The sequence below is a fragment of the Bordetella sp. 2513F2 genome, from assembly GCF_054642735.1.
Genome location: NZ_CM137755.1, coordinates 3,622,467 through 3,645,618, shown reverse-complemented (window position 1 = coordinate 3,645,618; position 23,152 = coordinate 3,622,467). Strand labels below are relative to the sequence as shown.

The following is a 23,152-nucleotide window of genomic DNA, read 5'->3' as shown; positions in this document are numbered from 1 at the left end:
TGATGGAAGGAGAAGCTCACTGCTTGCCGAGGTATGCGGCCTGCACCGTGTCGGAGTTGCGAAGGCTTTCGGCAGGGCCTTCGATTGCCTTTTCGCCCAGGTCCAGCACATAGGCATAGCTGGCGTACTGAAGCGCCTTGTGGATGTTCTGCTCGATAAGGATGATGCTGATTCCCTCGTTGTTGATGTCGCGTATCAGCTGGAACAGCTGGGAGACCAGCAGGGGCGACAGGCCCAGCGAGGGTTCGTCGAGCAGCAGGACGGAGGGCCTGGCCAGCAACGCGCGGCCAATGGCCAGCATTTGCTGTTCGCCGCCGGACAGCACCGACGCTTGCATGTGTCGACGCCGGGCGAGGTTGGGAAAACGATCGTAGATGGCTTCGTATTCTGCGTTGGCGACCTTGTCCTTGCGGCACCAGGTTCCCATCTGCAGGTTCTCGTGGACGGTCATGGACACCAGGATGCGGCGCCCTTCGGGAACGAGGCTCAGGCCGTTGCCGACGCGCCAGGCGGTGTCGCGCGTGGTGATGTCCTGGCCCTGGTAATGAATCTGTCCTGAGCTTGGCGCTTTCAGGCCGGCGATACTCTTGAGCAGCGATGACTTGCCTGCGCCGTTTGCGCCCAGAACCGCGACCAGGCCGCCCTTGGGCAGACTCATCGAGAAGTTGCGCAACGCGACATTGCGGCCGTAGTTGATGGATAGGGACTTGACGCTCAGGATGCTCATGCTTCATCTCCTTCGCTGCCGAGATAGGCGCTGATGACATCCGGATGGTTGCGCACATCCTCGACTGTTCCCTCGGCGATCTTCTCGCCGAAATTCAAGGCAATCACGTGTTCGCAAAGGCTGGCGATGAATTGCATGTCGTGCTCGACAATGAGCAAGGTGATGCCCCGGTCTTCCAGGCCCTTGAGAAAAGGAATGATCTGCTGACGCTCCACGGTGTTGAGCCCGGCGCACGGTTCGTCCAGCAGCAGCAGCTTGGGCCTGGCCAGCAGTGCGCGGACGATCTCGATTTTCTTGCGTATGCCGTATGGAAGCTCGGTAATGCGGCTGCCGGCATAATCATGCAAGTCTGCTGCCCGCAGTTCTTCGTGGACTTCTCGGTGCCAGGCTGAGTTGCCGCGCAGCCGCAAGGGGGAGAGCATCTGGCCCAGCCCCTTGGCGCGGGCCTGCTGGCCCAGCAAAAGGTTTTCGGTCACGGTCAGACTGGGCATCAGGCGGATGTTCTGGAAGTTGCGCGCCAGCCCATGGCTGATGCGCTTGCGCGACGGCAGGTGGGTAATGTCGAGTCCATCCAGTTTCACGTTGCCGCTGTCCATGGGGAAGGCGCCGCTGATCAAGTTGAACAGCGTGGATTTTCCTGCCCCGTTGGGGCCGATGAAGGCGCTGCGCGAGCCGCGGCGGATATGGCAGGAGAAGTCCTTGATGACGCTCAGCCCGCCAAAGGATTTGGATACCTTGTGCAATTCCAGGGCATTGTCGAACGGAGGCATTTCGGCGGTTTTCATGCGGCCTCCGAGGCGGGCGTGGCAGCAGGGCGCGACTTGCGGTGGACTTTGCCGGCACGCGGGACGAACAGGCCGTAGGGGCGTATCGCCATGATGACGATGACGACCAAGGCGAAGGCGGCATAGCGCCATTCTTCGCCCGCGCGCAGCAGTTCCGGCAAGAGCGTGAAGATCACCGCGCCGGCGAAGGGCCCTATCAAGGTCTTTGCGCCGCCCAGCAGCACGTACAGGACGATGTAGACAGACAGCAGTACGGTGAAATGCTGGCCTTCGATGAAGCTGAAGTGGTGGGCATAGAGGCCGCCGGCCAGACCCGCAAGCGCGCCGCCTATGGTGAAGGCGGCGACCCGGACCGCGCGGACATTGATGCCCAGCAGGTCGGCCACACGCTCGTCGTCATCGACCGCGATGAGGCAGAGGCCGAAGCGCGTTTGAAGCAGGAAGTAGACCAGGATGATGGTCAGCACCGCGGCGGCGGCAATCCACTCCAGCCCGAGGTATTCGATCACAGGGTAGCCGGCCGCGCCGCCCAGGAATTCGGTATTGATGACGATGCCGCTGATGCATTCACACAAGGCCAGGGTGGCCAGGGCCATATAGATGCCACGCGTGCGCAGGATCGGGAAGGCCAGCACAAAGGAAACCAGCCCGCTCAGTATGGTGCCGAAGCCAACCGCGAGCAGAGGAGATATCCCCCATTCCGTGCCGGATACGGCCGAACCGTAGGCGCCGATCGCCATCAGCCCGGCGGTGCCCAGGTTGACCTGGCCTGCTGCCAGTGGCATGAAGGCGGCATAGGCCAGGATGACGTTGAGTGACAGCATCACCAGGATGGTTTCGAGATATCCGCTCATCAGAATTTCTCCTGGTAGACACGGGCGGCGCCAAACAGGCCGTTAGGCTTGAGGATCAGCAGGATGAGCAGGACGCCGTAGACCGCGATCTTGACGAAGTCCGCAGACCAGAGGCTGATGGCCATGACCTCGACGATGCCGATGATGAGCCCGCCCAGAACGGCGCCCCAGATGCTGCCCATGCCGCCCAGGACCATGGCGGCCAGGCCTTTCATTGCAACCTGGTCGCCGATGAAGGGAGAGACCTGCGAATAGCTGACGGTAAACAACACGCCCGCCACGGCAGAAAACACGCCGGCGATGCCAAACACCAGGGGAACCAGGCGTTCGATACGTATGCCCAGTATGGTGGCGGTGTCGGAATTCTCCGCCAGCGCACGGATGCCACGGCCATAGCGGGTCTTGCTCAGCAGGACCGAAAAAATGGCCACCATGGCGATGGCAAACATCAGGCCCAGTGTCTGCGGGATGCTGATGACGACGTCGCCGGTATACCAGTTCGGATTGCCGAACGGGCGCTCGACCGCGCGGCCCTCGGAGCCGTAGACGGCCAGCATGATGTTCTCGATCAGGATCAGGAAGCCCAGGGAGCTCACCAGGGGGATGATGGGGCCGGCATTGCGCTGGAAGCGATAGGTTGAGCGCTCAACAATGAGCGACACGACGGCGGCCAGTCCGATGGACAGAATCAGCGCCGAACTCCAGCTCAGGGACTGTTGCATGAACATCCACAAGCCGAATCCGCCGATGGTGAACAGGGCGGGGATGGAGAAGTTCAAGAAGCCCAGGAATCCCCAGCAGATGGAGAACGCGACGGCAACCAGGACGTAGATTCCGCCCAGCAGGATGCCGTTGATAAATTGTTGCGCTAACACGTATTTCCCCTGAATCCTTTCGTGGAAAGGCGCATTTTTGATGATGCGAGCCGTTGATGATTTTATTTTCTAAAAATAGCTTTGATAGTTAGGGATAGTACTGGGTGCACCGCATGCGGGCGAGGGGAGGGACGTGTAGAATGGCCGGCAACTTCCGTAACTTGGTATGTGCTGGCTGGCGTCGACCAAGAACCATGAGAGATGTGTAGATCATGTCAACGAAAACGATGCTGACGCCTGATGTCATGGTTGATGATCTGCGTTTGCGTTTTTTGCGCATCGCGCACACATTGCGCCGCGAAGAACGCGACCTGCCCCTGACCGAGGCGCAATGCGCGGTGCTGCGATGGCTGATGCTGGAGCCCCTGCGGGTCAGTGATCTGGCCAGGGCCGAGTCGGTGTCGCTGCCCACCATGACGCAGATGGTGGGGCGCATGATCGATATCGGCCTGGTTCAGCGCGAGTCGCCGGCGGGCAGCTACAACAATTTCCTGACAATCACGGACGCGGGCCGATGCATGGTCAAGGCCGTGGCTGCGACGCGCAACAAGTCACTGAAGCAGCGGCTGGCGCTGCTCGACGAGGGCGAGCTGCGCGCCCTTGCCGATATCATTCCCGTCCTGGACAAGATGTACGACCGCACGCCCTGGCGTTGAGCCGCCGTAGACAGGCAGATGCGCGGGAGGGTCAGGCTCGTGACCACCGTTCGATGGCGCGGGTGACTTCTTCGGGCTTTTCGAGCGGCGCCAGGTGTCCGCACTGTTCCAGGACCACGAGTTCGCTGTTGACGATGCCTGCCGCCAGTTCCTGGGCATGCGCAACCGGCGTCAGCTTGTCGTGCTCGCCGACGATGATCATGGTCGGAACCTTGATGTCGGCCAGCATGGCGCGAGAGTCCGCGCGCGTGGCAATGGCTTTTTGCTGATTGATATAGCCGGCCGGGCCGACATCCCGGGTCATGTCGCGGTGTGCGGCGCGCAGGGCGTCATCAGCCTGGCGCGAAGGGTCGACATTGTTGGCATAGTGCAAGGGCGGAATCTCGTCAAAACGACCGGCTTGCGCCATGCCGATGCGTTCCGCCCGGATCTGGGCTGCGGGACCTCCGGCGGCTTCGGGGCGTGCGCTGGTCGAAATGAGCGCAAGCTTGGCCACGCGTTCGGGGCAGCGCCGCAGGATCTCGAAGGCAATGAAGCCGCCCATGGAGAAACCCGTCAAGGTAAAGCGATCGGGGGCGTTGCGCAGGATTTCGTCGGCCAGGCCGGCGATGGTGTCCGCGCCGCGATGGTCGCATACCATGACGGGTCCGCTGCGCCATAGTACGGGCATCAGATGACGAAACAGGGTGGCCGAGCAATTGAGGCCCGGAATCATCAAATGGGGGGTGGCGTGCATGGGGCGTATTCCTACTGGGACGCGGCGGTGCCGTGTTGCGCGTCGAAGGCCGCCATCATGCGGGCATGACGTGCGGCGATGCCGGCGCGTGTCTCGGGGTGGGTAAAGATGTAGAACGCGTTCTGGCGTATGGCACGGACGACTTGCTGCGCCACGTCTTCCGGGGGAAGGCCGCCGAGGATGTGCGCAGGCTTGTCGCTGGCGGGGGAGGCGGCAGGATCATTGCCGCGCAATTCGGCGGAGCGATAGATATTGGTGTTGACGCCAGCGGGTCCGAGAACGGACACGCCAATGCCTGTGCCCTGCAGCTCTATCTCCAGTGCTTCGCTCAAGGCGACGACAGCGTACTTGGACGCAGCGTAAGGTCCCGTCTTGCGGCCGGCATTGACGCGAAAACCCGCGATCGAAGCCGTGTTGAGGATATGGCCGCCCTGGCCATGCGCCTGAATCAAGGGCAGGAAGGCGCGGATGCCATGAATCACGCCCAGGACATTGACGCGCAGAATCCAGTTCCAGTCTTCGGGGTCAGTGTCCACGCCCTTGCCGGCCAGGGCAACGCCCGCGTTGTTGGCCAACAGATCGACGCGGCCGAATGCTCGCTGGATTTCCCGGGCGGTAGCCTCCATTTGCTGTGCATCGGAGACATCCACTGCGCAGGTCAGGGTGCGGCGTCCGACGGCGGCGACTTCGGCTTGCGCCGCTTGCAGCATGTCATCGCGGATATCGAGCAGGGCGACATCCATGCCTTGGTGAGCCAGCGCCTTGGCCAAGGCCAGGCCGATGCCGGAAGCCGCGCCGGTGATGACGGCAACGCGATTGTCGAATTTGTCCATGAAGGGTTCCGTGCAGAGGGGCTCAGGCGGTGGCGACTTCGTTAAGGCGGGCCGATGCCTGGCGAGTCTCTTTGGGTGCGTTCCAGCCCAGTATGCCGGTGAGCATTCCGTCGGCGTAATAGTGCGCCAGACGTTTGCTGCGCTCCGGGGTGCCGAGGTCTTCGATTTCGACAGTCGCATTGGCAGGGAACAGGCCATACATCTGTAGTTTGTCTTTGAATTGATCCGACCAGACAAAAGGAATAGAACTAAACGGCTCGGGCTTGCCCGTGATGTGCTTGGCAACCAGCAGACCCTGCTCTGCCGCATTCATGCGATGTTCGAGGCGGATGTGGCGGCCGTAGCGCGTATGCAGCCACGAGGCGACATCGCCGACGGCGTAGACGGCGGGCGCCGCCACGCCATGGCTGTCACAGCGTATGCCGTTTTCGATATCCAGATTGCTGCCGGCCAGCCAGGTCGTGGCGGGAGTCGATCCGATTGCCAGCAGCACGATGTCTGCCGGCTCGAAGGAGCCATCCGCAAAGGCGACGCCTTTCGCTACGTCGTTTTCGCTCACGATTTCGGTAGCAGACGCGTTGGGTTTTAGGGTGACGCCATGGCTGGCATGCAGCGCCGCGATATGCCGGCCAAGCGCCGGACCGAACGGCTGCTCGAGCGGTTGGGATTGCGGGTAGGCCAGCGTGACGTCGTGGCCTAGGCTGCGCAGGGATGCGGCGGACTCGGTGCCGAGGAATCCGGCACCGATGACCAGCACCTTGCGCGGCGCGGTCAGCCGAGCCTGCAGGGCGAGCGCGTCGTCCAGCGTGCGCATCTGGAATACGCCGTCGCATGCAGCGCCAGGCAAGGCCCTGGGATTGACGCCGGTAGCGACGACGAGGTGGCTGTACTTCAGCGTCTCGCCGTTTTCGAGCGAGAGCAGCCGGGCTTGCGTATCCACGGATTGTGCCCGCATGCCCAGGCGCAAGGTTGCGCCAAGGGACGCCAGCGCATCGGGCGTGCGTAACATGATGCGCGCCTGCTCCCAGGCGCCGCTCAGCAGTTGCTTGGATAGCGGTGGACGGTCATAAGGCGCATGAACCTCTTCGCCGATGAGGGTGATGGCGCCGGTGAAGCTTTCGTTGCGCAGGCCTTCTGCCGTGGCAAGGCCCCCGGCCCCCGCGCCCACGATGATGACATGGCTGGTGTCGGGCATCATTCGACGAGCTCAATGACCGCTGCGGGGCAGAGACGGGCGGCCATGCGCAGTTTGGGGTGGATCTCGGCGGGCGGGTTGGCGTCCAGAAGAACGACGATGCCGTCATCCTCGCGCTGATCGAATACTTCGGGGCATTGGATGACGCATTGTCCGGCGCCACAGCATTTTTCTTCGTCAATCAAGATCTTCATGGTGCTTCCTGTGAAGGCTGCCTGATAAGCAAGGCTTACCAGGTCAAGGGCAGGTTGTGTACGCCGTAGACCAGCATGTCGGATTTGAACTTGAGCGTTTCGGCCGGGACGGCGAGGCGGAAATCCGGCAGGCGGCGCAGCATGGTGGTCAGGCCAATGTTGAGCTCGAGACGCGCGAGCGGTTGGCCCAGGCATTGGTGCACGCCGTGACCAAAGGCCATGTGGCCGCGCGCATCGCGATGAATGTCAAAGCGGTCGGGATCATCAAATGCTTCAGGTGAGCGGTTGGCAATCTGGTTGTGGCAGATGATGCCTTCTCCGGCGCGGATGGTCTGGCCCGCGATCTCGATGTCCTCGAGCGCCACGCGGCGGCGTCCGCCATGTGTGACATCGCAATAGCGCAGGATTTCTTCGACCGCATTGGGCATCAGTTCCTGATTGGCGCGCAGTTCCGCCAATTGCTCGGGATGCTGCAGCAGAGCCAGCAGCCCGACGGACATGGTGTTGGCTGAAGTCTCGTGGCCGGCGACGAGCAGCAGGCGAGAGAGGGCGATCAGGCCTTCATACGAGATGGTGCCGGGGCGCATGTAGTTGACGACCAGGCGGCTGAGCAGGTCATCCTGGGGAGCGGCGTCCTTTTTCCGGATGAGCGAGCCGATATAGTCGGTGCAGAGTTCCTTGCTGGCCTTGGCGGCGTCTTCGGGGCTGGTCTTGGCGGATGCCAGGATGGCGGCCTTGGCCTGGAAAAAATCATGATCTTCGTACGGCACGCCGAGCAGGCCGCAGATCATGTTGGAGGTCAACGGGAAGGCAAACTCCTCGACGAAATCAAAGCCGTTCGCACCGTTGGCGGTGAGGTTGTCCAGCAACTTGTCTGCCATGGCCTGCACCATGGGGCGCATGGCCTCGATACGCTTGAGCGTGAACTCGCCGGTCAGCATGCGGCGTTGTATGGTGTGCTCGGGCGGGTCCATGGAAATGAACGTGCGAAAGTTCTTTCGCATCATGGTCATGCTGCGGTTGACGCCCGGGTAGTTGGGGTTGCTGCTGTCGGCGCTGACGCGAGGATCGTTCAAGAGGGTGCGGGATTCTTCGTGGCCGAGCACCATCCAGACTTCCTGCCCGTCCCAGAGCGTGACTCGCTTGAGGGGGCCTTCTTCACGCCATTCGTAATAGGCAGGCGGAGGGCTGATAGGGCACAGCCGTTGCTGGGGAAAGGTTGGGGCGGCGCCGCTGAAAGGGCAGCCCGTGGAGATCGGGTCCGGCATGATGGCTCCTGGAACAGGACGGGTATGATCTTGAAAATAGCTTCTCTTAGAAGTAGTTAGGCTAACTACTAATTGGGTGCCCGTCAATGCGGATGAATACCTAGTGTGGTGAACCGGCGGTCAATGAGCCAATATCTGGCGCATTGCTTTCGCGCCTATCTCGGCATCTTCAAGGTAGACCCAGTCAAATGACTGGGCCAAGAACTGTCGACATGCTGGGCAGCGTTGAATGCGCCGTCTGCGGATCCCTGGCAGGACACCGGAAGGCATGGCGTAAATCCCTGCCAGGCATAGTGGTATGCTTCGCGAATTACTTAATTCAACGTATCTTTCCGCATCCCGGACAAGACGTTTGTGCAAGGCCGTGCCGGCACTGTCTGCGGCTTTATGTACCTAAACAATGAAGAATCAACACGATGCAACGAGCTCCTCTTACTGTCTCCCGGCCTGAGTTGCTGATTGACGGTTCAGACAAGCAGTACCGCCACATGATCGACACCTTGTTCGCGTTCCTGGCGCGTCACGAGGCCGTGCGGGCTGGTCATGCTCAGCGCATCGGCCTGACTGGTATCGAGTATTCGTTCCTGATTTCCGTGCTGCACCTGCAGGACGAGGGCGATGTCAGCGTGAAGCTGCTGGCGCAGCGTCTGTATCTGAGTGGGGCGTTTTGCACGACCATGATAGGCAAGCTGGTCAAGCGGGGGCTGATCAGCAAGAAGATCGATGAGCAAGACCGCCGCAAGGTCTGCCTCGAGGTGACGCCCAGCGGTCTGAAGCTGCTTGCAGAATTGGCGCCGGTTCAGCGGCAGGTCAATGATGTGCAGTTCGGTTGCCTCTCGCGCAAAGAATTCCTGATGCTGTGCAAACTCTTGGAGAAGCTCATCGACAGCGCTGAGCAGGCGATTGCCTTGCAGGCATACCTGAGCCTGGACGAAGAACGTTCCGCCTGAAGCCATACGAGCCCACAATACCCAATCCGAAAAAAGCGTCGAGGCCTGCGTTGGCAGGCCTCGACGCTTTTTTTATGAATGGATCAGGGCTTGAGGTTGTACTTGGCGATGACGTCACCCCATTTGAGGTAATCGGTTTCCAGCTTGGCGGTGAAATCGGCGGGCGAGCTGTAGTTGAGGATCAGGCCGGTTTGTTGCAGGGTCTTGATGATCTCGGGGTTCTCGAGGATGCGCTTGTAAGAGGCGCTGAGCTTTTCCACGACATCATCCGGCGTGCCGGCCGGGGCCATGACGGCGCCCCAGGTGGTCGCTTCAAAACCGTCAATGCCCTGTTCGGCGACGGTGGGGACTTCGGGCAGAAAAACCTGACCGTGCTTGGAGCCCCAGGCGATGGGGCGCAGTTTGCCGCTGGCAATGTGAGGCAGGGCCGAGGTGTCGGAGAACATGGCGTCGAGTTCACCGCCCATCAGTGCCACCAGGCCCGGCGCGATGCCGTTGTAGGGAATGTGTGTCATCGGCACATCCATCGTCCCGGCGATCAGCGCGGTGGACGAGTGGCCCAGGCTGGCGTTGCCCGACGAGGTGTAGGTGAAGGGGTGCGGCGCGGCCTTGCCCGCGGCGGCGAGGCTCTTGAGGTCGGTGATCCCTGGATGCTTTTCGGGGTTGACGAGCAGAACGAGCGGCAGGTCGAAGGTGCCGGCAACTGCGCGCAGATCCTTGCGGGCATCATAGCCTTTGACCGTGATGACATGCGGCGCCAACAGGGTGGGTGTCGACATCAGGAGCAGGGTATGGCCGTCGGGCTTGGCTGTGGCGACGGCACGGGCGCCGATGGTACCGGAGGCGCCAGGACGGTTTTCCACGATGACATTGGCGTTGAGATCCCTGGACATCTCGTCGCTGATCACGCGCGCGGCATTGTCGAACACGCCGCCGGGAGGGAAGGGCACGACCAGACGGATGGGCTTGTCCGAAAATGTGTCGGCATGGCCTGCCATCGGGGCAATGCAGAGTGCGGCCGTCGCCAGAGCCCGGCTGAACTTGCGGCCGAACAGGGATTGAATCATGTCAATAGCTCCTGGAATGAAAGAGAGAGGACCCGAAGACAGGGGAGTGCCCATCGCGAGAAGTGCGGCTTGCGTGGCGAGATGAGAGAAACACCGCTACGCTGACAGATATCCCATAATAGCTAGATTTATTAGCTATTAAATTATGGTTAACCATTAGGTAGGCTAATTAATTGTCGTGTGTAAAAAAAACAGCAGCCACGGCTGCTGTTTTGAGCGGGGCGGTGCCGCGTATCAGCGTAGGCCATCCTCGCCCTTGACATCGGCGGCTTGCAGGCCGCCGAGGCGGGCATGCAGGCGGCCGCGGGTTGCCACGGCGAACAGCAGCAGGATCTCGTCGTCGGCAGGGCCGTCGGGGAAGGTGACCGTGACAGTGTCGTACTGCGCGCGGACATAGAGCGCGTCCTTGTTGGCCAGGGGAATGTCGATGGTCGTGCAGGCGCTGCCGCGCTTGCCGCTGGAGGGTACCCAGGCCTTGCCGCCGCCGATGGCGCTGCGGATGGGGTTCATGAACGATTCGGTGAGGAAGGCGTTGCCATGTTCGTATTCGCCGCGCATGCCTACCACGCAGGACTTGCCATAGCTGGCAATCTTCTGGCCGCCCATGGCCGCGAGAATCTTCTGGGCGAAAATTTCTCCCAGGGCCGGCGATCGGTCGATCTCTTCTTGTAGCGAAGCGGGCGAGGGCTTGTCGACTGCGGGATTCTTGAACAGACAGCCGATGACGACTTTGCGCACGCTGTCGCCGTCGGCGGGAATGCCCGCTTCGTTGGTCAGTGTTTCTTCTTCGTAGTGGTACCAGCGGCGAATGGACACGCCCGTGGCCGATTGAGTTGCAGACATCGATGAATGCTCCGAGAGTTGATGGCTTTAATGCGCGGCGCCGGAAAAATCGTTCAGGACGGTATTCTGCACAACACGTACGGGGCGATTTCCGGCGGGCGTGTTGCGGCTGCGGCCAACAAAGCGCGGCACGCCGTCGGTGATGACGGCGGAGACGGCCACAATGTCGCCATTGCGGATCGAGTCCAGCGCCTCGGTGAATGCGCCGCCTACGCAGGAGTCGAGAATGAGAACGTCCGCGTCCCGGCCTACTTCAAGCAGGCCCGAATTACGTTTGTAGATGCGGGCGTTGTTGCCTGTCGCAGCTGCGATGGCCATCTCGGGCGGCATGTCGCCGAGGCTGGCGAGGTGGGTGATGGTGTACATCATGCCCAGGGGCATGATGCCCGAGCCGGTCGGCGTGTCGGTCGCGATCAGGAAGCGGTCGAACTGATCCGCCTCGCGCATCATCTTGCCCAGCATCAGGGTGGTGCGGAGATTGCCCGCGGTGCACACCTGCAACGCGCCCTTGAATTCGTTCACCAGGCGAGGGTAGTCTTCGTCGGGCATGGCTACCGGGCCGCCATTGGTGTGGAACGACACGCTGGCATCCATGGCGATGACGTGGTCAGCCCAGATCCCGGATGAACCCGGGATCGAAGAGCCTCCGGTATGCACCAGGGTCGTCATGCCATGTTTCTTGGCCCAGTGCATCATCGGGGCGTAGTCGTACGGCGTCTTGAACGCGCCGAACCCAGCCTTGGCCAGCCATACGCCTTTTTCGGCGAGCTCGGCGAAATCAGCCTCGACCAGACCGGGTTCGAGAATGACGGCGCCCGCCCAGACACGCATGCCGCCCGGACGAAAATCCCTGAAGCAGCGTTCGGCTGCGATGGCCAAGGCCTTGACGCCTTCGGGGTCCTTGGGGCGGCCGGGGGTGTGGACCTCGGACGCGCTGATGCCGGTTGTCACGCCGCCATGCACATAGCTTTCGAGGAAGCCGACAGTTTTTTGACGAGGTGTGTAGTCGCCAAAGGTGTTGTGGATCTGCGAATCAATGAAGCCAGGGCAGAGCGTGGCGCCCGCGGCATCGATGACAACGTCGCACTGTTTGAGCTCGGCGTCGGACACGCTGCCGATGGCAGCGATCTTGCCGTCATTCATCAGGAGGGCGTCGCCGGCGACGAAAGGGGTTCTCCAGTCGCCTGATACGATGGTGCCGGCATTGACAATTGCGGTCTTCATGAGGGGTTCCTTGGGGGTGAGCGATGCATCAGGCTGCGCACTTGATCTCTTCTTGCTTGAGCGGGTGCGAGAAGTTGCTCAGCAGGGTGTTGGAGATTTCGGTGGCGCGATCCCAATTGAAGGTGCGGAAGCTGTGGCCGCAGGTCACGAATTGCGCACCGGCGTAGAACATTTCGTATTGCTGGTGGCGTGAGGCGAATTCGCTGCCAATGGCATCCCAGGCCAATTTCAAGAACAGAACGCGCTCTTCGGGCGTCAGCGCGGCGGACACCTGTGTCTTGGCCAGAATCGGCAGCAGTTCGGGGTTTTCGAGGTCCTTGACCGAGGAAGGCAGCATGATGAGCGCGCCGCCAGCCAGCTCGCGCAGCAGATTGATGACCTTGGCGTAGAGCTCCTGGGTCACGACCTGAGCCGAATACATGATGGCACGATCGGGGACGAAGTAGTCGTTGTACTGAGTACCATTGGCTTCCATGCCGTAGAGCATGCCCTCGACCATGCCGACCTGCGCGGACAGCCAGCCGAGCTTTTCGCGGACCGGGGGCAGGGCGATGGTGCCGATCGCTTCGGTGATCTTGCGGGCGATGCCCACCAGGAAGCGCATTTTGACCGACAGGCGGATCTGCGCCTGGTAGTTCTGCATGGTGTGGCCCGGCGTGTCGTGGAACTGGGCACGGCAGGCATCGGTATTGTTGTAGGTGAACACACGCTCCCAGGGCACTTTGACGTCATCGAAGTACATCAGCGCGTCGTTTTCATCGAAGCGATGCGACAGCGGGTTGTCGAATTCGGAGACGGCGTGCTGCTCGAAGGATTTGCGCGACAGAACCTTGAGGCCGGGCGTGCCCATGGGGATGGCGCAACTGAAGGCCAGTTTTTCCTCGCCTTTCTGCAGGGGCTGGAGGTTGGCGACAAAGACCTCGTTAGCCATGATCGAGCTGGTGCCCAGCATCTTGGCGCCACGGATCGTGATGCCTTCGGCATTTTCATCGACCACGGCGGCCACCAGATCCTGCTGCTGTTCGCCCCACGACTTGGAGCGGTCGGACTGCGGGTTGATGATGACGTAGGTCAAAAAGAGATCCTGGTCGCGCGCGTTGCGAAAATATGCGTCGAAGGCCGCGGCGCGTTCGGCGTTGTATTGCGCGAACACATTCAGGCCCATATGCTGACCGAGCAAGGCCGATGCCACGTGGTCGGGCGAGCGGCCCATGAAGCCGCCATGGAGCTCGGCCCAATTCACCAGTGCCTTGCGACGCCCGACCATTTCGGCATGATTGCGCGGTGCCTGCCAGGCGCGGTTGACGCGATGGCCGGTTTCGGTCTCAAAGGTCATTATGTCGGCATTCTCGGGGGCCGCCTGGTAATCGTACAGGCTGGCCGAAGAACGCACCGCGTTGCGGAAGGCCGCATGCTCAGTGACATCACCCGCCAGTTCGCCGTTGATGAACACAGTCCGGGCATCGCGCAGACTGTCGATATGGGACTGGCCGTTCTTGATGGATTTTGTCATGAAGTGAGATCCTGAAATAGAGGAGTCAGGCGACCGCCGCAAGTGGGACGGCGTCGGCCAGGTTTCGATATTTGCTGCCGAAATAGACAAGCGGGGCAGTGTCGGAGGAGGTGTGAATGTCGACCACCCGACCGACGAAAATGACATGATCGCCGCCGTCGTAGGCGGCATGGCGCTTGCAGTCGAAGCGCGCCAGCGCGCCAGGGATCAGCAGCCCGCCATGGCGTCCGTCTTCGGCGCTGAGGTCCTGCCATTTGTCCTGCCCGGGACGGGCAAAGCGGTCCGACAGGTGCACCTGGTCGTCCGCGAGCACATTGATGGCGAAACCCTCTGCTTCTTCAAATACCTTGAAAGAGCGCAGAGAGCGCGCGGCGCTGAACAGGACGAGCGGAGGATCCAGTGAGACCGACGAGAACGAGTTGATCGTGATGCCGACAGGCTCGCCCCGGGATTTGGTGGTTGCGATGCAGACGCCTGTCGCGAACAAGCCAAGCGCATTGCGAAAGCGTTTGGGGCAAAATTCTTCAGTCATGTCTGACTCCTTGCCAGCAGAGTGGGTGGGACTGTTGATGACTGCATTTTAGCTTTATAACAAAGCTTTTATGAATACGTTGTTAAGGGATTTTTCCTAGGGATATCCCTGAGCTCGGCCGAGGGCTGAGCCGTTGGCAAAGGGCAGGTCATCCAAGCAGCCTTGCGTGAGCGGGCCTATGCCTACACCCTCAAAACTATCCGCGCTGGATCTACGGCCCGCTTTCCCCTAACATGCCCTGCTAATAATTCTCATTGATTATTGAGGGATCATGATGGCCTATCGCTTCAGCACTTTCATTTTCGGCTCCGCCTTGCTCGCCAGCGCCTCCGTGCAGGCGTTCGAGCTGGAACACGACGGCGGCACGCTGTCGTTGCCGGCCACGCCGAAAGCCATCGTCAGTTTCGACCTGGGCGTGCTGGACACCTTGAATACGCTGGGCGTAGCCGTGGCCGGCGTGCCGAAGTCCAGCTATGAAGGCGCGCTGAGCCGCTACAACGACGCCCCGGTGGTCGGCACGCTCTTCGAGCCCGACTATGCCGCGCTCAAGCAGCTGAAGCCCGAACTGATCTTCGCGAGCGGCCGCTCGCGCAAGGCGGTGCCCGAGCTTTCGGCCATCGCGCCCACCGTCGAGCTGGGTGCGGATCCTGCGCGGTTCGTCGCCTCGTTCAAGGACGATGCGCTGGCGCTGGGCAAGGCCTTCGACAAGACGGCCCAGGCGCAGGCGGTGCTGGACCGCATCCAGAAGAACCTCGACGCGCTGCACCAGGCCAACCAGGGCAAGACCGGCGCCTTCCTGTTCGTCATCAAGGGCAACGTCATGGCGCATGCGCCGGGCGACCGCTTCGGCTATGCCTATGAGCTGGCAGGCCTGAAGCCGGTGCTGCCGCAGCGCGAGCCCGGGGCCGAGCCGGCGGCGCGCCCCGCCGCAGGATCGCCCGAGGCCAAGGCCGCTGCCGCCAGGCGAGCCGAGGAGATCAAGGCCGTGGCCCAGGCCGAGCCCGACTGGCTGATCGTGCTGGACCGTGGCGCCATCAACGGCGGGGAGAAAACGGCGGCAGCGACGCTGGCGGCGCATCCCGAACTGAGCCGGACGCGGGCCTTCAAGGAAGGCCGTGTGTATTACGTGGGTCCGAACGCCTGGTACGTGGTGGGCACGGGGCTGGGCAACCTGGAAGCCATTTCCGGCGACATGCTGCAGGCCATGAAGCGCTGAACACGCCAGCCGCACGGGGCCGCATCTACCGGCCCGCGTTCGCTTCCCGCCATGCGGCGTAGTCGGGCACTTCCATCTCGAACTGCTGCCGCGTGGTGGTGTAGAGCCGGCCGAACATGCGGCCGATGGGGCGGTACTTGCCGGGGTCGATGTATTTCATCTCGGCGTCGAACAGCCCGTCGCGCACATGCATCTTCACCACTTCGCCCAGGGTGATGTGGCGGTGGGAGTTGATCTCCAGCATGGCGATCTTGCGGCACTCGAAGGCCACCGGCGCCTCGGCGATGCGCTGCGGGCGCACTGCCGAACTCGGCACCAGCGTCAGGCCGGCCGCGGCCACTTCGCTGACGTCGCTGGGGAAGTCGATGGCGCACACGTTCATGGCCTGGGCCAGGTCTTCGTCGACCAGGTGCACCACGAATTCGCCGTTTTCCCGGATGTTGATGGTGGTGTCCTTGAGCGCGCCGCTGCCGCGCTTGTCTTCCAGCCCGATGGCCAGCACGGGCGGATCCTCGCCCATCACGTTGAAGAAGCTGAAGGGCGCGGCGTTGTGGCCGGTGCGCTCGGAATAGGTGGCGACGAGCGCGATGGGGCGCGGCACGACGGTGGAGGAGATGAGCCGGTACTGGTCGGCCGGTGCGAGGGCCTGGATGTCGATTTCCATGGTCTGTCCTGTCAGATGAAGAAGCTGCGGTTCCGGGCGACCCAGCCGGCGTAGTGGTCCAGCGCCGCATCCCGGGGGAATTGCACTGTGAAGCCGAGGTCGGCGCAGGCGCGGCCCGCGTCCAGGCCGGCGCGCGGGGTGGCCTGGTGGTAGTCGATGTTGGGCTGCTCGCCCGCCGCGGCCTCGCGCCAGCCGAACCCGGGCAGATGCCGCGCCAGCGCCGCGCACCATGCGGACATGGCGTCTTGCCAGTCTACGTTGGCCGACAGGTTGTAGCGCTGGTGCCCGGGTTGCGGCGCAGCCAGCAGCGCGATCAGGCCGGCGGCCAGGTCGGGCGCATAGATCATCTCGCGGCGTGGGTAGCGGCCGGGCAGCACGACCGATTCTCCGCGCGCCGCTCGTGCCGCCACCTGCGCATAGGGGCTGACCATGTCGCGTACGCCGGTCTCGCCTTCCCAGGGGCCGAACACCGAGCCGATGCGCGCCGCCACGACCTGTATGTTCCACAGCGAGCCCAGCCGCAGGGCGGTGGCTTCGCCGGCGTATTTCGTGATGCCGTAGAGCGTGTCCGGCGCGACGGGCGTGGTCTCGTCCAGCGTCCCGGCGCCTTCGATGGCTGCGCCATACACGGTGAGCGAACTGGGGTAGACGAAGCGCCGTATGCCGTGGTCGGCCGCTGCACGCAGCATGCGTACAGTGCCGCCGAGGTTCACGTGCAGCACCTGCAGCGGGGTTTCGGCCTCGCGTCCCGGGCCGGCGGTGATCGCAGCCCCGTGGAAGACGTGGGTGGCCCCGCGGCAGGCGTGCGCCACGTCGGCATCGCTGCAGACGTCGCCCTGCAGGATAGAGAGGCGTGCCGCATGAGGCCGCATCGCGGCGAGGAATGCCTCCGGCGGCGTGCGGCGATCGAACAGCACCACTTCATCGCCGCGAGCCAGCAGGGCTTCCGCCAGGGCGAGGCCGACGAAGCCGGCGCCGCCGGTGATCAATACGCGCATGGCTCGTCTCCGCTCAGGCCGACACCAGGGTGCCTTCGGGCAGCTGGTAGCAGTGCCGGGCGATTTCGCCCGGACGGGTGAACCAGACCTGGTCGCTGCGCGGGTGCTCGCGGCAGTGCCGCAGCGCCTGGCGCAGCGGCCGCAGCCGGAAGGGCTGGCCGACGACGAAGGTGTGCAGGGCGATCGGGCAGACCAGGGGCTGGCGCTCGCTCTGCACCAGCATTTCCTCGAACTGGTCGACGATCATGTCGGCGAATTCGCGCGCGGAGTGCTGGCGGAACACGATGGCCGGCGAGTCATTCACTTCCAGCGGATAGGGCACCGAAAGGATGCGGCCGGACCGCGTGCGCATCCAGATGGGCTGGTCGTCGCAGGCCCAGTCGAGGAGGTAGGTATAGCCGGCCTCCTGCAGCAGGTCCGGCGTGACGTAGGTCTCGGCCAGCCAGGGGCCGAGCCAGCCTTGCGGCGGCCTGCCTTCGCGCCGGGTGATGGTTTCGGTGGCCTCGCGGATCAGGCGCGCCTCGTCGGCTTCCCACATCGGCACCTGGCGTTCGGCATTGGTGCGGCCGTGGCCGATGATCTCGTCGCCGCGGGCCCGGATGCGGGTGAAGATCTCCGGGTGCGCGTCGTACAGGAACGAGTTGACGTTGTGGGCCGCCGGCAGGTCCAGCTCGTCCATCAGGTCCAGCATGCGCGACAGGCCCACGCGGTTGCCGTAGTCGCGCCATGCGTAGCTGCGGTGGTTGGGCGGCGGATTGGCCAGCCCGACGTCCGAGCCCATGCCCGCCCCGAAGGCGAAATACTCGAGGTTGAAGCACACATAGAAGGCCAGGCGCTTGCCGCCCGGCCAGGCGTAGGGCGGCCTGTCCTCGATCAGGGAGAAAGGGTAGCGCCCGTGGCCGGGCAGCGGCAGGGCGCTGCGGGGATCGCGCTGCGTCATGCCACCGTCCCTTCGGGCAGGGAGAGGCAGTGATCGTAGATCTCGCCGGGGCGGGTCAGCCATACCTTGTCGGCCTGAGGGTGGTTCACGATGTGTTCCAGGGCGCGGCGCAGGGCGTACAGCCGGTAGGGCTGGCCGACGATCATGGTGTGCAGCGCGATGCCCAGCACCAGCGGCTGGCGCTCGGACTGCCTGAGCATTTCCTCGAACTGATGCACGATCATCGTGGCGAACTCTTCGCCGGTGTGGTGGCGCACCAGGATCTGCGGCGAGTCGTTGATCTCCAGCGAATAAGGCATCGAGAGCAGACGCCCGTTGCGCGTGCGCATCCAGACGGGCTGGTCGTCGCCGGGCCAGTCCATCTCGAAGCCATAGCCTGCCTCCTGCAGCAGGTCGGGCGTCACGCGGCTCTGCGACATCCACGGCCCCATCCAGCCGCGCGGGGCGCGCCCGGTGTGCCGCGCGATGGTGTCGCGGACTTCCTCGATCATGCGACGTTCGTCTGCCTCCCACCACTGGCCCTGGCGTTCGGCATTGGTGCGGCCGTGGCCGATGATCTCGTCGCCCCTGGCCACGATGGGCTCGATGACTTCGGGGCAGTAGTCGAACACCGCCGTATTCACCAGGTGGCAGGCGGGCGCACGCAGCTCTTCCAGCAGGTCATAGAGCCGCCAGACGCCCACCCGGTTGCCGTAGTCGCGCCAGGCGAAGGTACGGGCGTCGGGGGCGGGAAGCTCGTTGGTCATGGCGTGCCCCAGGCCGGCGCCATACGCGAAGTGCTCGATGTTCAAGGCCAGATACACGGCCAGCCGCTTTCCATCCGGCCAGCTGTAGTCGGGTCGGCGCGTGATGGCGGAGTAGCCGTAGCGCCCGTGGTGGGGAAGTTCCAGCATTGCGGGTTCCTGTCGTGGAGGGTGCGTCGTGCGCGCGGGCTCAGTACGTTGCGGCGAGCTCTTCATTGGCTGCGCGGAAGCGCTGCACCGCGTCCTGGTGGAAGGCACGCTCGGCTTCGCCGTAGTCCGCCTTGGGGCGGGGCTCGAGGTCGAAATTGCCGTAGTCGCGGCCGCGCACCAGGGAAGCCGTCAGGCGCACCTTGCTGACGCACCGCGACGAGGCCGGAATGAAGCTGAAGCCCAGGCCCACCCTGCGATGGTCGGTATTGTTGGGCCCCGACGTATGCACCAGGAAGGTGTCGTGCAGCGACATCTGGCCTGCCGTGACGGGCATGAACTCGGTATGGGAGTGGTCGAACGGCACGTCTATCGTCTGTCCCTTCGACAAGAGGATGTTGTCCTTGTGGTCCTGGCCGTGATGCAGCTGGCCGAGCTTGTGCGAGCCGGGCACGACTTCCATGCAGCCGGCTTCCACCGGCGCGTCCGACAGCGCCACCCAGGCGGTGACCTGGGTGCTCGGGTCCAGGCCGAAGTAGGTGGCGTCCTGGTGCCAGCTGACGTAGGCCGAGCTGTGGGCGTTCTTGGGCCACACCGAGAGGTGGAACAGCAGGATGTCGGGGCCGATGAGGTCCTCGACGGCGTCGAGCACGGCGGGATGGCGCGCAATCTCGTCCACCCAGGGGAACAGCAGGTGGGGCTTGAAGTTGAAGCCCTTGGCGAGCTGCCGGCCTTCCGAGGCCTCGAAGGCCTCGAGCCTGGCCAGGTAGGCGGCGGCCTGCTCCCGGCTGAAGACGTCTACCGGATATACATAGCCTTTCTCATGATACTGATCGATCATCGCTTGAGTCAGTTTCTTGCCCATCTCGAATCTCCGTGGATCAGGTGTGGGGTGCGGCGGCGGGCTTATTGCGCCCGGGCCGCGCAATGGGTGCTACATGGCAGACCAGCCTCCATCCACGTAGAGATGGCTGCCGGTGGTGAAGGAGGAGTCGTCGCAGGCCAGGAACAGCGCGGCACGCGCCACTTCCTCGGGCTGGGCCAGGCGGCCCATGGCGTGGCGCGCCGCCCAGCGCTGGCGCGTGGCCTCGGGATCCGGGTAGCGCTGCACCGAGCGCCGCACCATGGCGGTGTCGGTCACGCCGGGCATCAGGGCGTTGACGCGTATGCCCTGGGCGGCGTGATCCACGGCCATGGCCTTGGCCAGCGTGGCCAGGGCGCCCTTGGAGGCGATGTAGGCGGCATTGCGGCCGCCGCTGGAGGCCACCAGTTGCGATCCCAGCAGGATCACCGAGCCGCCGCCGCGCGCGATCATCGAGGGCAGGGTCGCATGCAGCCACAGGTAGCTGCCCTTGACGTTGATCTCGAACACGCGGTCCCAGAGCGCCTCGTCGATGTTGTCCACCGTGCCGCCGACCGAGATGCCGCAACACGGCATCATGACGTCCACGCCTCCCCAGGCCTCGATGATGCGTCCGGCGGCAGCCTGGACCTCGGCAGCGCTGCGCACGTCGCAGGGCTCGATGCGGCACAGGCCTCCCGATCCGGTGATGTCGCGCGCGACCTCCTCCAGGCCTTCCCGGTCGATGTCGACCAGCGCCACGCGGGCGCCGTGCCGGGCGAACAGCCTTGCCGTGGCTGCGCCTATGCCCGATGCCGCGCCGGTGATCACTGCGACCTTGTCCTGCAGTTTCGGCTGGTCCATGCTCATATCCCCAGGTAGGCACTGCGGATGCGCGGGCTGGCGCGCAGGGTCTCGGCGCTGTCGGAGGCTACGTTGCGTCCCATTTCCAGGATGACGCCCCGGTGGGCCATGCCGAGCGCCCACGTGGCGTTCTGCTCCGCCAGCACGATGGCCAGGCCCTCGGCCTGCTGCACTTCGCGCAGGATCTCGCCGATGCGCTCGACGATGATCGGTGCCAGGCCCAGTGAGGGCTCGTCCAGCAGGAAGAGTTTCGGATATGACATCAGCGCCCTGCCGATGGCCAGCATCTGCTGCTCGCCGCCGCTCAGGCTGCCGGCATCCTGGCGGTGCCGCTCCTTCAGGCGCGGGAAGTAGCCGTAGATCTGTTCCATCCGGGCCTCGACCTGGTCGGCGCGCCGGCTGTAGCCGCCCACGCGCAGGTTTTCGCGCACGCTGAGCTGGGCGAATACGCGGCGCCCCTCGGGCGAGAAGCCGATGCCCGCGTGCAGGATCTCGTGCGGCTTGCGGCCTTTCAGGCTGCGGCCTTCCATGAGGATGTCCCCGCCCGACCAGTTCACCAGCCCCAGCACCGCCTTCAGCGTGCTGCTCTTGCCGGCCCCGTTGGAGCCGATCAGCGCCACGGTCTCGCCCGGGTTCACGTCCAGCGACACGCTATGGGTGCCCTGGATATGGCCGTAGCGGACCTGCAGATCATTCACGCTCAGTAGCGGCATAGGCCTTCCCCAGATAAGCTTCGATCACCTGCGGCTGCGCCAGGACCTCCGACGGCGTGCCTTCGGCGATCTTGGAACCCTGCGCGGACACGAACAGCCGGTCGCAGAGGCCTGATATGAATCGCATGTTGTGGTCTATCACCATCACCGAAATGCCGCGCTCGCGCACCCGGAGTATGGTGTCGCGCACGTGGTCGGTTTCTTCGGCGCTGAGCCCCGCAACCGGCTCGTCGAGCAGGATCATGCGGGGTTCGGCCGCCAGGGCGATGACGATGCCCAGGGTCTTCTGGTGGCCGTAGGGCAGCGAATCCGCCTGGGCATCGGCCAATCCGGACAGGCCCAGCCAGTCGAGCAGGCGGTCGGCGCGCTCGGCGGCCTCGCGCCGCAGGGCGCGTGCCCGCGCGGTGCCCAGGAAGGCGGCCAGGTGTCCGGGGTAGCACTGCAGGTAGGTGCCCCGTATCGCGTTCTCGCGCACGGTGCGGCTGCGGTAGACCGCCGTCGACTGGAACGTGCGGACCAGGCCGAGGCGGGCCCGCGCATGGGACGGCAGGCGGGTGACGTCCGAGCCGTCGAAGCGCACCGAGCCGGCGCTGGGCATGATCATGCCGCTGACCAGGTTCACCACGGTGGTCTTGCCGGCCCCGTTGGGTCCGATGAGGCCCACGATCTCGCCCTCGCCGACCTGGAAGCTCAGGTCGTTGACGGCGACCAGGCCGCCGAAGCGGCGCGACAGACGGGAGACTTCCAGCAGTGCGCTCATGCCGGCCTCCGCTGCGTCGAGCCGGCAAGCAGGCGGCGCGCCAGGGCCAGCATGCCGATGATGCCGCCGGGCAGTGCCGCCATGACGACGATCAGGATCACGCCGAAGATGATCTGCTGCAGTTCGACATAGCCGCGCAGCAGCTCGGGCAGCGCCACCATGAACACCGTGCCCAGCAGGGGCCCCGCCAGGTAGTACATGCCGCCCAGCACGTTCATGACGACCATGCCCAGCGAGACTTCCATGTTGAATCCGGCGGGCTCGATGGCGTGCACCAGCTGGGCCTGCAGCCCGCCCTGCAGGCCCACCAGGGTGCAGGCGATGACGAACATGGTCACCTTGAGCCGGATCACCGGAACGCCGGAGCTCTCGGCGATGCGGTCGGCCTCGCGCACCGCATCGATGGCGCGCCCGGTCTCGGAACACAGGATGCGCCACACGATGGCGATGCTCAGCACCGACACGGCCAGGCAGAAGTAGTAGAACGCGGTCGGCGAGGCAAAGAACGGCAGGCCCAGGGGAATCTCCTGGATGCCGTTGGCGCCGCCGGTCACGGACTGCCACTCCACGAATATCAGCCGCAGGATCTCGCCGAACAGGAAAGTGACGAGCACGAAATACTTGCCCGTCAGGCGCAGGATGATGGGCCCGATGAGGAGCGCCAGCAGCCCGGATGCGCCGCAGCCTGCCACCAGGGCGAGCAGGAAGGGCCAGTCCAGCCGTGTCTGCAGCAGCACGCAGGTGTAGGCCGCGACGCCCATGAAGGCGCCATGCGCGAGCGACACGTGGCCGGTGCGGATGATGAGGTTCAGGCTGGCGGCGCCGATCATGGCGAGCACGATCATGGTGCCCAGGGTGATGTAGAAGTTGTTGCCGCCGGCGGCCAGGGGCCAGAGCGCGGCGATCGCCAGCGCGGCCGCCGCAAGCCACCGGCCCTGCGTTCCTGCGGGTTTGGATGCGTTTTTCATGGTCTGTTCCGTGGGCGCGGCGCCGGCCCCGGGTAGCGGAAGCGTC

The 23,152-nt window shown here is 63.9% G+C and carries 26 protein-coding genes; 3 read left to right on the top strand and 23 right to left on the bottom strand.

Annotation, left to right across the window (positions count from 1 at the left end):
* Nucleotides 1-16: 16 nt before the first annotated feature.
* From ACYBYQ_RS17260 to ACYBYQ_RS17245, 4 genes are read right to left on the bottom strand one after another with little or no spacing between them, the layout of a single operon-like run.
* Nucleotides 17-727: an ABC transporter ATP-binding protein gene (locus ACYBYQ_RS17260; protein WP_459615675.1), complete on the bottom strand. Its 711-nt coding sequence runs from the start codon at nucleotides 725-727 to the stop codon at nucleotides 17-19.
* Nucleotides 724-1,512 carry an ABC transporter ATP-binding protein gene (locus ACYBYQ_RS17255; protein ID WP_459615674.1) on the bottom strand — a complete coding sequence of 263 codons (789 nt, stop codon included), beginning with the start codon at nucleotides 1,510-1,512 and terminating at the stop codon, nucleotides 724-726. Before ACYBYQ_RS17255 ends, ACYBYQ_RS17260 begins: the two co-directional genes overlap by 4 nt.
* Nucleotides 1,509-2,366 carry a branched-chain amino acid ABC transporter permease gene (locus tag ACYBYQ_RS17250; RefSeq protein WP_459615673.1) on the bottom strand — a complete coding sequence of 286 codons (858 nt, stop codon included), beginning with the start codon at nucleotides 2,364-2,366 and terminating at the stop codon, nucleotides 1,509-1,511. Before ACYBYQ_RS17250 ends, ACYBYQ_RS17255 begins: the two co-directional genes overlap by 4 nt.
* Entirely contained in the window at nucleotides 2,366-3,241 is an 876-nt protein-coding gene (locus ACYBYQ_RS17245; RefSeq protein ID WP_459615672.1) for a branched-chain amino acid ABC transporter permease, read from the bottom strand. Before ACYBYQ_RS17245 ends, ACYBYQ_RS17250 begins: the two co-directional genes overlap by 1 nt.
* Before the next feature lie 212 nt (nucleotides 3,242-3,453).
* Here ACYBYQ_RS17245 and ACYBYQ_RS17240 point away from each other — a divergent pair, with 212 nt between their 5' ends.
* Nucleotides 3,454-3,897, top strand: coding sequence for a MarR family winged helix-turn-helix transcriptional regulator (locus ACYBYQ_RS17240; protein ID WP_459615671.1), 444 nt, complete (start codon nucleotides 3,454-3,456; stop codon nucleotides 3,895-3,897).
* Nucleotides 3,898-3,928: 31 nt separating this feature from the next.
* Here the strand turns inward: ACYBYQ_RS17240 and ACYBYQ_RS17235 are convergent, their stop codons facing one another.
* Genes ACYBYQ_RS17235 through ACYBYQ_RS17215 form a run of 5 tightly spaced genes read right to left on the bottom strand, consistent with a single transcriptional unit; the run spans nucleotide 3,929 to nucleotide 8,123 of the window.
* Entirely contained in the window at nucleotides 3,929-4,633 is a 705-nt protein-coding gene (locus ACYBYQ_RS17235; RefSeq protein WP_459615670.1) for an alpha/beta fold hydrolase, read from the bottom strand.
* 11 nt (nucleotides 4,634-4,644) lie between these two features.
* Nucleotides 4,645-5,466: an SDR family NAD(P)-dependent oxidoreductase gene (locus ACYBYQ_RS17230; protein ID WP_459615669.1), complete on the bottom strand. Its 822-nt coding sequence runs from the start codon at nucleotides 5,464-5,466 to the stop codon at nucleotides 4,645-4,647.
* 22 nt (nucleotides 5,467-5,488) lie between these two features.
* A complete protein-coding gene (locus ACYBYQ_RS17225; protein WP_459615668.1) occupies nucleotides 5,489-6,664 on the bottom strand; it encodes an NAD(P)/FAD-dependent oxidoreductase in 1,176 nt (391 codons plus the stop codon).
* Nucleotides 6,661-6,855 carry a ferredoxin gene (locus ACYBYQ_RS17220; RefSeq protein ID WP_459615667.1) on the bottom strand — a complete coding sequence of 65 codons (195 nt, stop codon included), beginning with the start codon at nucleotides 6,853-6,855 and terminating at the stop codon, nucleotides 6,661-6,663. Before ACYBYQ_RS17220 ends, ACYBYQ_RS17225 begins: the two co-directional genes overlap by 4 nt.
* 35 nt (nucleotides 6,856-6,890) lie before the next feature.
* Entirely contained in the window at nucleotides 6,891-8,123 is a 1,233-nt protein-coding gene (locus ACYBYQ_RS17215) for a cytochrome P450 (protein ID WP_459615666.1), read from the bottom strand.
* Between the two features lie 488 nt (nucleotides 8,124-8,611).
* Here ACYBYQ_RS17215 and ACYBYQ_RS17210 point away from each other — a divergent pair, with 488 nt between their 5' ends.
* Nucleotides 8,612-9,073, top strand: a complete 462-nt coding sequence (locus tag ACYBYQ_RS17210) for a MarR family winged helix-turn-helix transcriptional regulator (RefSeq protein WP_459615665.1) — start codon at nucleotides 8,612-8,614, stop codon at nucleotides 9,071-9,073.
* 83 nt (nucleotides 9,074-9,156) lie between these two features.
* On the opposite strand, the gene ACYBYQ_RS17205 is transcribed toward ACYBYQ_RS17210, so the two are convergent.
* From ACYBYQ_RS17205 to ACYBYQ_RS17185, 5 genes are all read right to left on the bottom strand, one after another.
* On the bottom strand, nucleotides 9,157-10,140 hold the full coding sequence (locus ACYBYQ_RS17205) for a Bug family tripartite tricarboxylate transporter substrate binding protein (protein ID WP_459615664.1): 984 nt from the start codon (nucleotides 10,138-10,140) through the stop codon (nucleotides 9,157-9,159).
* A 234-nt stretch (nucleotides 10,141-10,374) separates the two neighbouring features.
* Entirely contained in the window at nucleotides 10,375-10,983 is a 609-nt protein-coding gene (locus ACYBYQ_RS17200) for an amino acid synthesis family protein (protein ID WP_459615663.1), read from the bottom strand.
* Between the two features lie 27 nt (nucleotides 10,984-11,010).
* The gene (locus ACYBYQ_RS17195) at nucleotides 11,011-12,207 is read right to left on the bottom strand and encodes an amidohydrolase family protein (RefSeq protein WP_459615662.1); all 1,197 of its coding nucleotides are present in this window, start codon (nucleotides 12,205-12,207) and stop codon (nucleotides 11,011-11,013) included.
* Between the two features lie 28 nt (nucleotides 12,208-12,235).
* Nucleotides 12,236-13,720 (bottom strand): 4-hydroxyphenylacetate 3-hydroxylase family protein, encoded by a 1,485-nt coding sequence (locus tag ACYBYQ_RS17190; RefSeq protein WP_459615661.1) that lies wholly within the window; start codon nucleotides 13,718-13,720, stop codon nucleotides 12,236-12,238.
* Between the two features lie 25 nt (nucleotides 13,721-13,745).
* Entirely contained in the window at nucleotides 13,746-14,252 is a 507-nt protein-coding gene (locus ACYBYQ_RS17185) for a flavin reductase family protein (protein ID WP_459615660.1), read from the bottom strand.
* 271 nt (nucleotides 14,253-14,523) lie between these two features.
* On the opposite strand from ACYBYQ_RS17185, the gene ACYBYQ_RS17180 reads away from it, so the two are divergent.
* The gene (locus tag ACYBYQ_RS17180; RefSeq protein ID WP_459615659.1) at nucleotides 14,524-15,468 is read left to right on the top strand and encodes a siderophore ABC transporter substrate-binding protein; all 945 of its coding nucleotides are present in this window, start codon (nucleotides 14,524-14,526) and stop codon (nucleotides 15,466-15,468) included.
* A 25-nt stretch (nucleotides 15,469-15,493) separates the two neighbouring features.
* Here ACYBYQ_RS17180 and ACYBYQ_RS17175 read toward each other — a convergent pair whose 3' ends face one another.
* From ACYBYQ_RS17175 to ACYBYQ_RS17135, 9 genes are all read right to left on the bottom strand, one after another.
* Nucleotides 15,494-16,132: a flavin reductase family protein gene (locus tag ACYBYQ_RS17175; RefSeq protein ID WP_459615658.1), complete on the bottom strand. Its 639-nt coding sequence runs from the start codon at nucleotides 16,130-16,132 to the stop codon at nucleotides 15,494-15,496.
* An 11-nt stretch (nucleotides 16,133-16,143) separates the two neighbouring features.
* Entirely contained in the window at nucleotides 16,144-17,130 is a 987-nt protein-coding gene (locus tag ACYBYQ_RS17170) for an NAD-dependent epimerase/dehydratase family protein (RefSeq protein ID WP_459615657.1), read from the bottom strand.
* 13 nt (nucleotides 17,131-17,143) lie between these two features.
* On the bottom strand, nucleotides 17,144-18,070 hold the full coding sequence (locus tag ACYBYQ_RS17165; RefSeq protein WP_459615656.1) for a polysaccharide deacetylase family protein: 927 nt from the start codon (nucleotides 18,068-18,070) through the stop codon (nucleotides 17,144-17,146).
* Entirely contained in the window at nucleotides 18,067-18,963 is an 897-nt protein-coding gene (locus ACYBYQ_RS17160) for a polysaccharide deacetylase family protein (protein WP_459615655.1), read from the bottom strand. Before ACYBYQ_RS17160 ends, ACYBYQ_RS17165 begins: the two co-directional genes overlap by 4 nt.
* A 40-nt stretch (nucleotides 18,964-19,003) precedes the next feature.
* The gene (locus ACYBYQ_RS17155) at nucleotides 19,004-19,825 is read right to left on the bottom strand and encodes a phytanoyl-CoA dioxygenase family protein (protein ID WP_459615654.1); all 822 of its coding nucleotides are present in this window, start codon (nucleotides 19,823-19,825) and stop codon (nucleotides 19,004-19,006) included.
* A 69-nt stretch (nucleotides 19,826-19,894) separates the two neighbouring features.
* Entirely contained in the window at nucleotides 19,895-20,665 is a 771-nt protein-coding gene (locus tag ACYBYQ_RS17150; protein WP_459615653.1) for a glucose 1-dehydrogenase, read from the bottom strand.
* A 2-nt stretch (nucleotides 20,666-20,667) separates the two neighbouring features.
* On the bottom strand, nucleotides 20,668-21,378 hold the full coding sequence (locus tag ACYBYQ_RS17145) for an ABC transporter ATP-binding protein (RefSeq protein WP_459615652.1): 711 nt from the start codon (nucleotides 21,376-21,378) through the stop codon (nucleotides 20,668-20,670).
* On the bottom strand, nucleotides 21,356-22,138 hold the full coding sequence (locus ACYBYQ_RS17140; protein ID WP_459615651.1) for an ABC transporter ATP-binding protein: 783 nt from the start codon (nucleotides 22,136-22,138) through the stop codon (nucleotides 21,356-21,358). The genes ACYBYQ_RS17145 and ACYBYQ_RS17140 overlap by 23 nt, the downstream gene beginning before the upstream one ends.
* A complete protein-coding gene (locus ACYBYQ_RS17135; protein WP_459615650.1) occupies nucleotides 22,135-23,106 on the bottom strand; it encodes a branched-chain amino acid ABC transporter permease in 972 nt (323 codons plus the stop codon). Before ACYBYQ_RS17135 ends, ACYBYQ_RS17140 begins: the two co-directional genes overlap by 4 nt.
* Nucleotides 23,107-23,152: the final 46 nt, after the last annotated feature.